This is a genomic window from Achromobacter sp. 2789STDY5608621 (assembly GCF_001299375.1).
GTDB lineage: Bacteria > Pseudomonadota > Gammaproteobacteria > Burkholderiales > Burkholderiaceae_B > Achromobacter > Achromobacter insuavis.
This window is the reverse complement of the sequence record NZ_CYTU01000031.1, coordinates 43,493-57,457: the sequence shown is the minus strand read 5'-3', so window position 1 is coordinate 57,457 and position 13,965 is coordinate 43,493. Positions and strand designations below refer to the sequence as shown.

At 69.9% G+C, this 13,965-nt stretch carries 12 protein-coding genes; 9 read left to right on the top strand and 3 right to left on the bottom strand.

Features of this window, described 5'->3' with window-relative positions:
* Position 1 precedes the first annotated feature (1 nt).
* The 7 genes from glyS (at position 2) to def (ending at position 6,746) form a co-directional block, all read left to right on the top strand.
* Positions 2 to 2,140 (top strand): glycine--tRNA ligase subunit beta, encoded by a 2,139-nt coding sequence (gene glyS / locus AOZ53_RS23475; RefSeq protein ID WP_054489578.1) that lies wholly within the window; start codon positions 2 to 4, stop codon positions 2,138 to 2,140.
* The gene (gene gmhB / locus AOZ53_RS23470; RefSeq protein ID WP_054474609.1) at positions 2,137 to 2,676 is read left to right on the top strand and encodes a D-glycero-beta-D-manno-heptose 1,7-bisphosphate 7-phosphatase; all 540 of its coding nucleotides are present in this window, start codon (positions 2,137 to 2,139) and stop codon (positions 2,674 to 2,676) included. The genes glyS and gmhB overlap by 4 nt, the downstream gene beginning before the upstream one ends.
* Positions 2,676 to 3,404, top strand: coding sequence for a lysophospholipid acyltransferase family protein (locus AOZ53_RS23465; RefSeq protein WP_054433563.1), 729 nt, complete (start codon positions 2,676 to 2,678; stop codon positions 3,402 to 3,404). Before gmhB ends, AOZ53_RS23465 begins: the two co-directional genes overlap by 1 nt.
* Positions 3,391 to 4,374, top strand: coding sequence for a M48 family metallopeptidase (locus AOZ53_RS23460; protein ID WP_156333493.1), 984 nt, complete (start codon positions 3,391 to 3,393; stop codon positions 4,372 to 4,374). The genes AOZ53_RS23465 and AOZ53_RS23460 overlap by 14 nt, the downstream gene beginning before the upstream one ends.
* An 84-nt stretch (positions 4,375 to 4,458) precedes the next feature.
* On the top strand, positions 4,459 to 5,601 hold the full coding sequence (locus tag AOZ53_RS23455) for a 2-aminoethylphosphonate--pyruvate transaminase (RefSeq protein ID WP_054489576.1): 1,143 nt from the start codon (positions 4,459 to 4,461) through the stop codon (positions 5,599 to 5,601).
* Positions 5,602 to 5,612: 11 nt separating this feature from the next.
* On the top strand, positions 5,613 to 6,008 hold the full coding sequence (gloA, locus tag AOZ53_RS23450; RefSeq protein WP_006388855.1) for a lactoylglutathione lyase: 396 nt from the start codon (positions 5,613 to 5,615) through the stop codon (positions 6,006 to 6,008).
* A 204-nt stretch (positions 6,009 to 6,212) separates the two neighbouring features.
* Positions 6,213 to 6,746, top strand: a complete 534-nt coding sequence (def, locus tag AOZ53_RS23445) for a peptide deformylase (protein ID WP_054433561.1) — start codon at positions 6,213 to 6,215, stop codon at positions 6,744 to 6,746.
* On the opposite strand, the gene AOZ53_RS23440 is transcribed toward def, so the two are convergent.
* On the bottom strand, positions 6,734 to 8,977 hold the full coding sequence (locus AOZ53_RS23440; protein WP_054489574.1) for an acyl-CoA dehydrogenase: 2,244 nt from the start codon (positions 8,975 to 8,977) through the stop codon (positions 6,734 to 6,736). The two genes, def and AOZ53_RS23440, sit on opposite strands and share 13 nt — an antisense overlap.
* Before the next feature lie 148 nt (positions 8,978 to 9,125).
* On the opposite strand from AOZ53_RS23440, the gene AOZ53_RS23435 reads away from it, so the two are divergent.
* On the top strand, positions 9,126 to 10,355 hold the full coding sequence (locus AOZ53_RS23435; protein ID WP_054489573.1) for a nucleoside recognition domain-containing protein: 1,230 nt from the start codon (positions 9,126 to 9,128) through the stop codon (positions 10,353 to 10,355).
* A 46-nt stretch (positions 10,356 to 10,401) separates the two neighbouring features.
* Here AOZ53_RS23435 and pyk read toward each other — a convergent pair whose 3' ends face one another.
* Positions 10,402 to 11,844 (bottom strand): pyruvate kinase, encoded by a 1,443-nt coding sequence (gene pyk / locus AOZ53_RS23430; protein WP_054433558.1) that lies wholly within the window; start codon positions 11,842 to 11,844, stop codon positions 10,402 to 10,404.
* 105 nt (positions 11,845 to 11,949) lie between these two features.
* Here pyk and AOZ53_RS23425 point away from each other — a divergent pair, with 105 nt between their 5' ends.
* Positions 11,950 to 13,092, top strand: a complete 1,143-nt coding sequence (locus tag AOZ53_RS23425) for a glycerate kinase (RefSeq protein ID WP_054489571.1) — start codon at positions 11,950 to 11,952, stop codon at positions 13,090 to 13,092.
* A gap of 65 nt (positions 13,093 to 13,157) precedes the next feature.
* On the opposite strand, the gene rsmA is transcribed toward AOZ53_RS23425, so the two are convergent.
* Positions 13,158 to 13,949, bottom strand: coding sequence for a 16S rRNA (adenine(1518)-N(6)/adenine(1519)-N(6))-dimethyltransferase RsmA (rsmA, locus tag AOZ53_RS23420; protein ID WP_054433556.1), 792 nt, complete (start codon positions 13,947 to 13,949; stop codon positions 13,158 to 13,160).
* Positions 13,950 to 13,965: the final 16 nt, after the last annotated feature.

The following is a 13,965-nucleotide window of genomic DNA, read 5'->3' as shown; positions in this document are numbered from 1 at the left end:
AATGACGACGAACATCCGCCCCCTGCTGGTCGAGCTGCTGACCGAAGAACTCCCGCCCAAGGCCCTGCAGAAGCTGGGCCAGGCTTTCGCCGAGGGCGTGCGCGCCACGCTGGCGCGCCACGGCCTGCTGGCCGACGGCTGCACCGTCGAGCCCTACGCCACGCCGCGCCGCCTGGCGGTGCGCCTGTCGGCCGTGCTGGCCCAGGCGCCCGACCAGGCCTATGCCGAAAAACTGATGCCGGTGAAGATCGGCCTGACCGAAGACGGCAAGGCCACCCCGGCGCTGCAGAAGAAACTGGCCGCCAAGGGCCTGGAAAACATCGACCTGGCCACCCTGGAACGTGAGTCCGACGGCAAGCAGGATTACCTGGTCGCGCGCGGCACCGCGCCCGGCGCGGCGCTGGCCGCCGGCCTGCAGGAAGGCATCGACGCGGCCATCGACGGCCTGCCGATCCCCAAGGTCATGCGCTACCAGCTGGCCGACGGCGAAACCACCGTCAAGTTCGTGCGCCCGGCGCACGGCCTGATCGCGCTGTTCGGCGCCGACGTCGTTCCGGTCAGCGCCCTCGGCCTGACCGCCGGCCGCAAGACGCTGGGCCACCGCTACATGAGCGACGGCGCCATCGCCATCGCCGATGCCGACGCCTACGCCGCCACCCTGGCCGACAAGGGCCGCGTGGTGGCCTCGTTCGAAGGCCGCCGCGACGAGATCCAGCGCCAGCTGCTGGACCACGCCGGCCGCCTGTCGGCCACGCTGGGCGACGACCCCGAAGTGGCCGCCCTGCTCGATGAAGTCACCGCCCTGGTCGAACACCCCACCGTCTACGTGGGCGAGTTCGAGGAACAGTTCCTGCAAGTGCCGCAGGAATGCCTGATCCTGACCATGCGCCTGAACCAGAAGTACTTCCCGCTGTTCGACCCGGCCAGCGGCCGCCTGACGCACCGCTTCCTGATCGTGAGCAATATGCACACGGACAACCCGGTGAACATCGTCGAAGGCAACCAGCGCGTGGTGCGCCCGCGCCTGGCCGACGCCCAGTTCTTCTTCGAAACCGACCGCAAGACGCCGCTGGCCGCGCGCGTCGAGCAACTGGGCTCGATCGTCTACCACAACAAGCTGGGCACCCAGCTCGAACGCGTCGAGCGCGTGCGCGCCATCGCCCGCGATGTGGCCGGCAAGCTGGGCGGCGACGTCGCCGCCGCCGACCGCGCCGCGCTGCTGGCCAAGGCCGACCTGGGCTCGAACATGGTGGGCGAGTTCCCCGAGCTGCAAGGCATCATGGGCGCCTACTACGCCGCCGGCGACGGCGAGCCGGACAGCGTCGTGCAGGCGCTGCGCACCCAGTACCGCAACCGTTACGACACGCCGGTCTCGCAGGACGACCTGACCGCCGCCACGCTGTTCATCGCCGAACGCGCCGAGACCCTGGTCGGCATCTGGGCCATCGGCCTGGCGCCCACCGGCGAACGCGACCCGTTCGGCCTGCGCCGCGCCGCGCTGGGCCTGATCAGCGCCTTCGAGCAGCTGGCCGCCGGCGGCTGGCTCAAGCTCAACCAGGACGGTCCGCTGTCGCTGGACGGCCTGCTGGCCGCCACCGCCGCCACCTTCCCGGCCGGCAAGATCCCCGCCGACACGCTGGCCGAGGTGCGCGCCTTCATCTACGAGCGCTACCGCAACCAGCTGATCAACGACCACGACCGCAATGCGGTCGAGGCCGTCATCGCCCTGGCGCCGCCGCTGCACCAGGTGGCCGAGCGCGTGCGCGCCGCCGCCGCCTTCGCGCAGATGCCCGAGGCCGCCAGCCTGGCGGCCGCCAACAAGCGCATCGGCAACCTGCTCAAGAAGGCCGAGGGCGAGATCGGCGCGGTCAATGACGCCGCCCTGGTCGAGCCCGCCGAAAAGGCGCTGGCCGCCGCCATCGCCGCGCTGCGCCCGCAGGCCGAGGCGCAACTGGCAGCCGGCGACTTCGCCGCCAACCTGCGCACCCTGGCGCAGGCGCGCGAGCCGGTGGACGCCTTCTTCGCCGACATCATGGTCATGGCCGAAGACCCGGCGGTGCGCGCCAACCGGCTGGCGCTGCTGGGCCAGCTGCACACCCTGATGAACCAGGTCGCTGACATTTCCAGGCTGGCACAGTGAAGCTCATCATCCTCGACCGCGACGGCGTCATCAACCAGGACAGCGACGCCTTCGTCAAAAGTCCCGACGAATGGATCGCCCTGCCCGGCAGCCTGCAGGCCATCGCCCGCCTGACCCAGGCGGACTGGACGGTGGTGGTCGCCACCAACCAGTCGGGCCTGGCCCGTGGCCTGTTCGACATGGACACGCTGACCGCCATCCACACCAAGATGCGGCGCGAGCTGGCCGCGGCCGGCGGCAGCGTCGACGCCGTCTTCATGTGCCCGCACGGCCCGGACGACGACTGCACCTGCCGCAAGCCGCGTCCCGGCATGTTCGAGCAGATCGGCCACCGCTATGACGTCGACCTGGCCGGCGTGCCGGCCGTGGGCGACTCGCTGCGCGACCTGCAGGCCTCCGCCGCCGCCGGCTGCTCGCCCTGGCTGGTGCTGACCGGCAACGGCAAGAAGACGCTGGCCAAGGGCGGCCTGCCCGACAACACCCGGGTCTGCGACGACCTGTCGGCCGTGGCCGACGCCCTGCTGCAGGACAACTGATGGCCCGGCTGCGCTCGTTCCTGTATTTCCTGTTCCTGACCGTCACGGTCATCCCGTACGCGTTCGCCTGCGTGCTGTGGGCGCCGCTGCCGCTGCACCTGCGCTACAAGCTCACGGTGGGCTGGCCGCGCCTGGCCATCTGGGGCGCCAAGGTGTTCTGCGGCATCCGCTGGCAGGTCAAGGGCTGGGAAAACCTGCCCGACGGCCCGGCGGTGCTGCTGTCCAAGCACCAGTCGGCCTGGGAGACCCTGTTCTTCCCGGCCTACATGCCGCGCGAGGTGTGCTTCGTCTACAAGAAGGAACTGCACATGGTGCCGTTCTTCGGCTGGGGCCTGGCGCTGCTGCGCATGATCGCCATCGACCGCGCCAAGGGCCGCGACGCCTTCGACCAGGTGGTCAAGCAGGGACAGGTCCGGCTGGACGAAGGCCGCTGGCCGCTGCTGTTCCCGGAAGGCACGCGCGTGCCGCCGGGCAAGACCGCGCGCTTCAAGATGGGCGGCGCGCTGCTGGCCTCGCGCACCGGCGCGGTGGTCATCCCGGTGGCGCACAATGCCGGCGAATGCTGGCGCCGCAACGCCTTCGTCAAATATCCGGGCATGGTTACGCTGTCCATCGGTCCCGCGATAGAATCGAAGGGAATCTCCCCCGAGGAACTGAACCAGAAAGTCCAGGACTGGATCGAAGGGGAAATGCGGCGTCTCAATCCAGAAAGGTATGCCCAGCACTGACCAGCTCGAACTCCTGTTCGACGTGCAAGACTCCGACGCGTCTGCCGACGCGTCGCCCTTGAGCGCGTCTCCCGCGCCACGCAAGGCGCCGGCGGCCACGCCGCCCGCGCCGCTGTTCCCTCCCCCTGCCTCCTCCGCGCCCAAGCCGGCCGGCGAACCGCTGCTGACGCTGTCGCCCAACGCCGCCGCGCGCGTGCCCACCCCCTGCCCCGATCCGCTGCCGCCCGGCGCGCGCTGGCGCGAGGTGGACACCGACCCGCAACCCATCGGCTTCGTGCTGCTGCGCTCGCGCCGCCGCAGCATCGGCTTCGTCATCACCGACGACGGCCTGCGCGTCACGGCGCCCAACTGGGTCACGCTGGCGCAGATCGACGACGCGGTGCGCGAGAAATCCCGCTGGATCGTCGCCAAGCTGCGCGAATGGCACACCCGCAAGCAGCAGCTGGCCATGGCGCACACGCGCTGGCAGGCCGGCGGCGAACTGCCCTACCTGGGCAAGCGCATCGTGCTGGGCGTGGGCGGCGACAGCCGCCAGACCCGCCTGTCGGGCGATGCCGAAGCGCCGGCCGATGGCGACACGCTGTGGCTGGCCCTGCCGGCCGATGCCGACCAGGGCCGCATCCGCGACGCCGCCCAGGCCTGGCTGCAGCAGCGCGCCGGCGCCTGGTTCGGCGCCCGGCTGGCGCACTTCCTGCAGATCAGCGGCCTGAAGATCCGCCGCTGGCGTCTGTCGTCGGCGGCCACGCGCTGGGGCTCGTGCACCAGCGACGGCAACATCATGCTGAACTGGCGCCTGATCCATTTCGCGCCCGCCATCATCGACTACGTCATCGCGCACGAACTGGCGCACCTGCGCGAAATGAACCACAGCCAGGACTTCTGGCGCGAAGTCGGCCAGATCCTGCCCGATTTCGAGGAAGCGAAGAACGTGCTGCGGCGCCACGACCCGGCCTCGCTGCCCCAATTCTAGGGTCGGTGCGCGACGCCCCCGCAACCGGCCCAGGGCCTGTTCACACTAAAAGAAGCCTCGCATGAGTACCCACGGAGACACACCATGCTTCTGCTGATTCCCGGCCCGGTCACGACCGATGCACGGGTGAAGGCCGCCATGGCGCAGGACTATGCGCCCTGGGACAACGAATTCCGCGAACTGTACCGCCAGGTCTGCGCCAGCGTGCTGCGCGTGGCCGAGGCCGACGCGGACGAGCACGTGGCGCTGGCGCTGCCGGGCTGCGGCCATTTCGCGGTGGAAGCCGCGATCCGCACCCTGGTGCCGCCCGGCGGCCGCCTGCTGGTGCCGTCCACCGGCGCCTACGCCGGCCGCCTGCAGAAGCTGGCCGCCGAGGCCGGCCGCGTCGCCGTGCCGCTGTACGTGGGCGTGCGCGACCGCGTCGATCCCCAGGCCGTGGCGCGGGCGCTGGAGCAGGACCCGAGCCTGACGCACGTGGCGCTGGTCTACAGCGAGACCGGCAGCGGCATCTGCCACGACGTGCCGGAACTGGCCCGCATCGCCCACGCGCTGGGACGCCGCGTCATCGTCGACGCGGTCTCGGCCTTCGGCGCGCTGCCGCTGGAAATGCGCGCCCTGCCGGCCGTGGACGCCGTGGTGCTGACCGCCAACAAGTGCCTGGAAGGCCTGCCCGGCGCCGCCTTCGTGGTGGGCCGCCGCGACAGCCTGGAGGCCGCGCGCGGCAACGCCGGCAGCTGGTCGCTGGACCTGGCCGACATCTACCAGCACACCCTGGCGCCCAACGCCGGCCCGCGCTTCACGCCGCCGGCGCCGACGCTGGCGGCGCTGGCCGTGGCGCTGGAGCTGTATCATCAGGAAGGCCGCGAAGCCCGGCTGGCGCGCTACACCGCCAACATGCGCACCCTCTACGACGGCGTGGCCGGCCTGGGGCTCAGCCCCTACCTGCCGCCCGCGCTGCAAGGCCCGATCGTCGTCAACGTGCATGCGCCCGACGCGCCGACCTGGAACCTGCAGCTGTTCGTGGACGCGCTCAAGCAGCGCGGCTTCGTGCTCAGCAATTTCACCAACACCGAACTGCCCACTTTCCGGGTGGGTTGCATCGGCGCCTTCGGGCCCGACCAGATGCGGCTTGCGGTCGACGCCATGGGCGGCGCGCTGCAAGACCTCGGCATAACCAGGGAGTCCGCCGGACACGTCCACGGCTTCCCGCCCCCCCTCATCGCTTAAGGAATTCCACCATGCGTATGCTCCACACCATGCTGCGAGTCGGCAACCTCGACAAGTCCATCGACTTCTACACCAACGTGCTCGGCATGCGCGTCCTGCGCCGCAACGACTACCCCGACGGCAAGTTCACGCTGGCGTTCGTCGGCTACCAGGATGAATCCGAAGGCGCCGTGATCGAGCTGACCCACAACTGGGATACCGACAAGTACGACCTGGGCACCGGCTACGGCCACATCGCCCTGGAAGTCGACAACGCCTACGAAGCCTGTGACAAGGTCAAGGAACGCGGCGGCAAGGTCACCCGCGAGGCCGGCCCGATGAAGCACGGCACCACCGTGATCGCCTTCGTCGAGGACCCGGACGGCTACAAGATCGAATTCATCCAGAAAAAGGGACGAGTGGATTGAGGCCCCCACGCCGCGCTCACTACGTGAGCTAGCTGCCCCCCCGAGGGGGCGCTTTCCCCTTGGGGCGGCCCGGCGGAGGATTAAGCCCCCACGCCGCGCCCTCTGCGTGGGCTAGCTGCCCCCCGAGGGGGCTCTTTCCCCTTGGGGCGGCCCGGCGGGGAAAGCCCCCTTCTAACGACGGACCACTTTTTTTCCACCATCGCCATGATCCACTCCATCCTCAAAATGGGCGATCCCCGGCTGCTGCGCATCGCGCCGCCGGTCGAGCGCTTCGATACCCCCGAACTGCACGCCCTGATCGAAGACATGTTCGAGACCATGGCGGCGGCGCAAGGGGTGGGCCTGGCCGCGCCGCAGATCGGCGTGGACCTGCAGCTGGTCATCTTCGGCTTCGATCGCAACGAGCGCTATCCCGACGCGCCGGCGGTGCCGCAGACGATCCTGTGCAACCCGGTCATCACGCCGCTGTCCGACGACATGGAAGACGGCTGGGAAGGCTGCCTGTCGGTGCCGGGGCTGCGCGGCCTGGTGCCGCGCTATCGCCACATCCGCTACCAGGGCAAGGATCCCTACGGCCGTGACATCGACCGCGAGGCCGAGGGCTTCCACGCCCGCGTGGTGCAGCATGAATGCGACCACCTGATCGGCCGACTCTATCCTTCCCGGATCCAGGATTTCTCGAAGTTCGGCTTCACCGAAATCCTGTTCCCGGGCATGGACCCGAATCAGGACGACTGATCGTCCCGCGGCGACAATTCCTCGGGCGCGAAATCGTCCACCTGCAGCACGCGCGACACGATCGCCTCGGCCTCTTCGAGTTGCGCGGCCTGCGTCGCCGTGATGGCGCCGTGCCGGTGCGCCTCGCGCCAATCGCGCACGCCCGACTGGCGCAGCCGATCGCGGATCGGCTGCACCGCGTCCACCAGGGCGAAGGCGCGGGTCAGCAGCGCCAGCGGATCGGCATCGCCCTGGCCGCCGCTGCCTGACACGCGCTGCAGGTCGGCCGCCAGCCGCACATGGGTCGGCGACGGCTTGAGCAGCAGTTCCGCGCATTCGCGGCTGAGCGCATCGCCCGGCCCCTTGGCCAGCCGCAACGGCAGGATGGCCGCGCGCAGCGCCCAGGCCAGCGGCCGGCCCGGCAGGTTCGACAGCACCTGGTCCATGCGCTTCTCGATCTCGGCATAGCCCTGTTCCATGCACCAGCGCACCAGCGGCAGATCGTCGTGCTTGCGCCCTTCGTCCTCCCAGCGCTTGAGCACGGCCGACAGCAGGTACAGCTCGGCCAGGATGTCGCCCAGCCGCGCCGAGATCATCTCGCGGCGCTTGAGGCCGCCGCCCAGCCGCGCCAGCGTGGCGTCGGCCAGCAGCGCGAAGCCGGCCGCATAGCGGCCCAGCCGGCGGTAATGGCCGGCGGTGGGACCGGACACCGGCGACGGCGCCAGCACGCCGCCGGTCCAGGCGCGGCCGATGGCGCGCAGCGTGTTCATGCCGGTATGGCGCAGGTGGCGCCAGAACACGTCATGGAACACTTCCATGCCGCGCTCTTCATCGGGATTGCCCAGCGCCAGGATCTCCGGCATCAGGTAGGGATGGGCGCGGATCGCGCCCTGGCCGAAGATGATCAGGTTGCGCGTCAGGATGTTGGCGCCCTCGACCGTGATGGCGATGGGCACCGCCCGGTACAGCGCGCCCAGGTAGTTGCTGGGCCCGTCGATCACCGCGCGGCCGGCATGCACGTCCATGGCGTCGTTGACCGACACCCGCATGCGCTCGGTGGCGTGGTATTTCATGATGCCCGACACCACCGCCGGCTTCACGCCCTGGTTCAGCGCCGCGCAGGTCAGGCGCCGGGCCGCTTCCACCAGGTAGGCATTGCCCGCCAGGCTGGCGAGCTTTTCCTGCACGCCTTCGAATTTGCCGACGGGGATGCCGAACTGCTCGCGCACCCGCGCGTACATGCCGGTGGCGTGCGCGCTCATCACGCACGCCGCGGCCGACAGCGACGGCAATGAAATGCCGCGGCCCGCCGCCAGCGCGCTCATCAGCATCTGCCAGCCATGGCCGGCGCGCTCGACGCCGCCGATCAGCGCGTCCAGCGGCACGAACACGTCGCGGCCGCGATTGGGTCCGTTCTGGAACACCTGCATCGCCGGCAGGTGGCGGCGGCCGATTTCGACGCCCGGCGCGTCGGTCGGCACCAGCGCCACGGAAATGCCGATGTCGCGCGCCTCGCCCAGGATGCCGTCGGGGTCCGACATCTTGAACGCCAGCCCCAGCACCGTGGCCACCGGCCCCAGCGTGATGTAGCGCTTGTGCCAGTTCAGGCGCACGCCGATCAGCTCGCGGCCTTCCACCACCTGGCGGCAGACCACGCCGGTATCGACCATGGAGGCGGCATCCGAGCCGGCCTCGGGACTGGTCAGGCCGAAGCACGGCACCTCGCGGCCGTCGGCCAGGCGCGGCAGCCAGTAGTCGCGCTGGGCCTGGGTGCCGAACTGCATCAGCAGCTCGCCCGGCCCCAGCGAGTTGGGCACCATGACCGTGACGCCGGCGGTGATCGAATAGGCCGAGATACGCCGCACCACCTCGGAATGCGCGTAGGGCGAGAACCCCAGGCCGCCGTGGCGCTTGGGAATGATCATGCCGAAGAAGCGCTGCGCCTTCAGGAAGGCCCAGACCTCGGGCGGCAGGTCGCGCCGATGCCAGGTGATGTCCCATTCGTCCAGCATGGCGCACAGCTGCGCCACCGGGCCGTCGATGAAGCGTTGCTCATCCGGCGTCAGGGCGGCGGCGGGCACGTCCAGCAGCTTGCGCCAGTCGGGATTGCCGGTGAACAGATCGGCTTCCCACCAGGTGTCGCCGGCCTCGATGGCCTCGCGCTCGGTGGCCGAGAGCGGCGGCATCGCGTTGCGCGCCCAGCGGTACGCGGGTTCGGAGATGCGGCGCCGGCGCCATGCGTTGAAATCCATGTGCTCCCCTCTCGTTCGATGCCACTGGGCATATCAGGGCAAAGTACCAGAATTGGGCCATCGGGGCCAAACCCCACCGGTCCGACTCTGCGACAATGGGCCTCCCCGCGCTGGTGCGCAATCCAATCGCTATCCGGGCACACACCGCATGCTGAACAAACTCTGGCTGGGCTTCTTCCTGACTGCCGCCGTGGCCGCGCTATACCGCTGGCTGGCCATCGGCGACCCGGACGTGTTCCGCGCCATGGTCGCCAGCCTGTTCGACATGGCGCGGGTGTCGGTCGAGGTGATGGTGCTGTTGTTCGGCACGCTGACGCTGTGGCTGGGGTTCCTGCGCATCGCCGAGGGCGCCGGGCTGGTGGAACGGCTGGCGCGGCTGCTGGGGCCGCTGTTCGCGCGCTTGATGCCCGAGGTGCCGCGCAACCACCCCGCGATCGGCTTGATCACGCTCAACTTCGCCGCCAACGGCCTGGGCCTGGACAATGCCGCCACGCCCATCGGCCTGCGCGCCATGCGCGAACTGCAATCGCTCAACCCCAGGCCCGACACCGCCAGCAACGCCCAGATCCTGTTCCTGGTGCTCAACGCCTCGTCGCTGACGCTGCTGCCGGTGACGCTGTTCATGTTCCGCGCGCAGCAGGGCGCGCCCGACCCCACCCTGGTGTTCCTGCCGATCCTGCTGGCCACCAGCGCGTCGACGCTGGCCGGTTTCCTGGCGGTGGCGGCATGCCAGCGCCTGCGCCTGATCGATCCCGTCGTGATGCTGTGGCTGGGCGGCGCGGCGCTGGTCATGGGCGGCTTCATGGCGCTGCTGGCCAGCATGTCGGCCAGCGCCATCGCCGCGCTGTCGTCGCTGATGGGCAACCTGGCCCTGTTCGGCATCCTGCTGGCCTTCCTCATCGTCGGCGCCTGGAAGAAGGTGCCGGTCTACGAGGCCTTCATCGAAGGCGCCAAGGAAGGCTTCGACATCGCCAAGAGCCTGCTGCCCTATCTGGTGGCGATGCTGTGCGCGGTCGGCGTGCTGCGGGCCTCGGGCGCGCTGGATTTCCTGCTCGACGGCATCCGCTGGCTGGCCGCCAATGCCGGCTGGGACACGCGCTTCGTCGACGCGCTGCCGACCGCGCTGGTCAAGCCGTTCTCGGGCAGCGCGGCGCGCGCCATGATGCTCGAGACCATGACACACTTCGGCGTGGACAGTTTCCCCGCGCTGCTGGCCGCGGTGGTGCAAGGCAGCACCGAAACCACCTTCTACGTGCTGGCGGTGTATTTCGGCTCGGTCGGCATCCTGCGCGCGCGCCATGCGGTGGGTTGCGCGCTGGTGGCCGACCTGGCCGGCGTGCTGGCGGCCATCGGCGTGTGCTACTGGTTCTTCGGTTGAACGGCGCGCGAAGCCTGCTTGCAGGCCCGGCGCGCCACGGGACCGCTCAATCCACCAGCAGGATCTTCATGCCGTTGGTGCCGCCGCTGTCGCGGTAGAAGTCGCCCTTGGTCAGGATGACCCAGTCGCCCTCTTTCACCAGATTGCGCTTCTTCAGTTCGTCGATGGCGGCGTTGCTGAGGTCGGCCGGCTCGTAGTCCGACGGCGCGAACGGAATGGTGTAGACGCCGCGGAACATCGTCACGCGGTTCTGCGTGATGCTGTGCGGGCTGTAGCAGTAGATCGGCACGCCCGAGCGGATGCGCGACATGATCAGCGGCGTGTGGCCGCTTTCGGTCAGCGCGATGATGGCCTTGACGCCCGGGAAATGGTTGGCCGCGTACATGGCCGCCAGCGCGATGGTTTCGTCGCAGCGCGTGAAGGTCTCGCCCAGGCGGTGATGCGACTGCGTGCTGGTGGGATGCTTTTCCGCGCCCAGGCAGACGCGCGCCATGGCCTGCACCGTCTCGACCGGATAAGCGCCCGACGCGCTTTCCGCCGACAGCATCACCGCGTCGGTGTAGTCCAGCACCGCGTTGGCCACGTCCGACACTTCGGCGCGCGTCGGGATCGGGCTGGAGATCATCGACTCCATCATCTGGGTCGCGGTGATCACCACCTTGTTCAGGGTGCGGGCGTGCTGGATGATGCGCTTCTGGATGCCGACCAGTTCTGCGTCGCCCACTTCCACGCCCAGGTCGCCGCGCGCCACCATCACGCCGTCGCTGGCGCGGATCAGCGCGTCCAGCGCTTCGTCGTCGGCCACCGCTTCGGCGCGTTCGATCTTGGCGATGATCCAGGCTTCGCTGCCGGCGGCGCGCAGCAGTTCGCGCGCCTCGTCGATGTCGCTGCCATAGCGCGGGAACGACACCGCCACGAAGTCCAGCTGCATTTCAGCGGCCAGCTTGATGTCGACGCGGTCCTTGTCGGTCAGGCTCGGCGCCGACAGGCCGCCGCCGCGGCGGTTGATGCCCTTGTTGTTGGACAGCGGGCCGCCGACCGTGACGGTGGTGTGGACCTCGTCGCCCTCGACGCGGTCGACCACCAGCACCACGCGGCCGTCGTCGAGCAGCAGCTCGTCGCCGACGCGGCAGTCCGTCACCAGCTCGGGATAGTCGATGCCGACGATGCTGGCCGTGCCGGCCTCTTTCGGATGCACGCGCGACAGCGTGAACGGCTGGCCCACCTGCAGCTGCACCAGCTTGTCGGTGAAGCGCGCGATGCGGATCTTGGGGCCCTGCAGGTCGCCCATGATGGCGACGAAGCGGCCCTGCCGCGCGGCGCTCTCGCGCACCAGGCGGGCACGCTCGCGATGGTCGTCGGCGCTGCCGTGCGAGAAGTTCAGCCGCGCCACGTCCAGGCCTGCCTTGATCATGGCGTCGATGCGTTCCGGCGTCGACGTCGAGGGCCCCAGGGTGGCGACAATTTTGGTGCGGCGCAATACAGGCATGGCGATCCACTCTCACATGAACAACGAAAGCGCTATGGTACGACGGCGGCGGACACGCGGGTATCATGATCGACATCCCGTCCCCAACGAACCGTGGCAGGCCTCGTGAAAATCGTCATCGCACCCGACTCTTTCAAGGAAAGCGTTTCCGCGCCGGACGCGGCCGCGGCCATCGCCCGCGGCGTCAAGGCCGCCTGCCCCGGGGCGCAGACCGTCTGCATCCCGATGGCCGACGGCGGCGAAGGCACGGTCGAGGCGGTGCTGGCGGCCGCCGGCGGCCAGGCGCGCGAGCGCACCGTCAACGACGCGCTGGGCCACAAGGTCGACGCCGTGTGGGGCCTGCTCGAAGACGGCACTGCCATCATCGAGATGGCCGCGGCCGCCGGGCTGGAACTGATCGCGCCGGCCAAGCGCGACCCGATGCGCGCCAGCAGCCATGGCGTGGGCGAGCTGATCCTGGCGGCGCTGGACGCCGGCGCCGAACGCATCATCCTGGGCCTGGGCGGCTCCGCCACCAATGACGGCGGCGCCGGCATGTTGACCGCGCTGGGCCTGCGCCTGCTCGACCAGGACGGCCACAGCCTGCCGCCGGGCGGCGGCGCGCTGGGGCAGTTGGCCAGCATCGACCCGCGCGGCCTCGATCCGCGGCTGGCGAAGACGCGCATCGTCATCGCCTCCGACGTCGACAACCCGCTGTGCGGCCCGCAGGGCGCCTCCCACATCTTCGGTCCGCAGAAAGGCGCCACGGCCGAACAGGTGCTGGCGCTGGACGCCATGCTCGGCCACTTCGCCGACGTCTGTGCGCGCCAGCTGGGCAGCGACCGCCGCGATGACGCCGGCGCGGGCGCGGCCGGCGGTCTCGGCTTCGCCGCCAAGACCTTCCTGAACGCGCACTTCCGCCCCGGCGTCGAGATCGTCGCCGAACTCGGCGGCCTGGCGCAGGCCATGGAGGGCGCCACGCTCGCCTTCACCGGCGAAGGCCGCATGGACGCGCAGACCCTGCGCGGCAAGACGCCCGCGGGCGTCGCCCGCATCGCGCACCAGGCCGGCGTGCCGGTGGTGGCGCTGGCCGGCTCGCTGGGCGAAGGCTACGAAGCGCTCCACGCGGGCGGCATCAGCGCCGCCTTCAGCCTGGCGCCGGGTCCCATCACGTTGCAACAGGCCCTGGCCGATGCCGAACGGCTGCTGCACGACCGCGCCCGCGACGTGATGCAACTGTGGATGGCGGCGCAGAAGCGCATGCTGTAGCCACGGCACAACGCGGCGTCACAAAAAAAAGCCCGCTCGACGCGGGCTTTTTTGGGATTGCGGTATCAACCGCGCTGCAGCACGCCGGCCTCGACCAGCGCGTCCGACAGGCGGATGTAGCGGTCCACCGAGATATCCTCGGCGCGCGCGGTGGGCGCGATGTCCAGCGCTTCCCAGGGCACCTGCGGCGCCCAGTCGGCCAGCACCCGGCGCAGCATCTTGCGGCGCTGCGAGAAGGCGCGGGCCACCACGGTCTCGAAGGCGCGCGCGCTGACCGGGCGCAGGCGTTCGGCCGGCAGCGGCACCATGCGCACGATGGCCGACACCACCTTGGGCGGCGGATCGAACGCCTCGGGTGGCACGTCGAACAGCTTGTGCATGCGATAGCGCGACTGCAGCATCACGGACAGGCGGCTGAAATCGCCGCTGCCGGGTTGCGCCACCATGCGGTCGATCACTTCCCGCTGCAGCATGAAATGCTGGTCGCGGACATGGTCGGCCCAGGTCATCAGGTGAAACAGCAGCGGACTGGAGATGTTGTAGGGCAGGTTGCCCACCACCCGCAGTCCGGCGCCGAACTGCGAGAAGTCCACCGTCAGCGCGTCGGCCTCGACCACGGTCAGGCGGCCTTCCTCGAACTGCTTGCGCAGGCGCGCCGCCAGATCGCGGTCGATCTCGACCGCGGTCAGGTGATCGAGCCGCTCGAGCAGCGGCCGCGTCAGCGCCGACAGGCCCGGACCGATCTCGACCACGGTATCGCCGCGGGCGGGGTTGACCGCCCGCACGATCGACTCGACCACGCTCTCGTCGGTCAGGAAGTTCTGGCCAAAGCGCTTGCGCGCCTGGTGTTGAGACATGAAAAGCCCGGGCTGT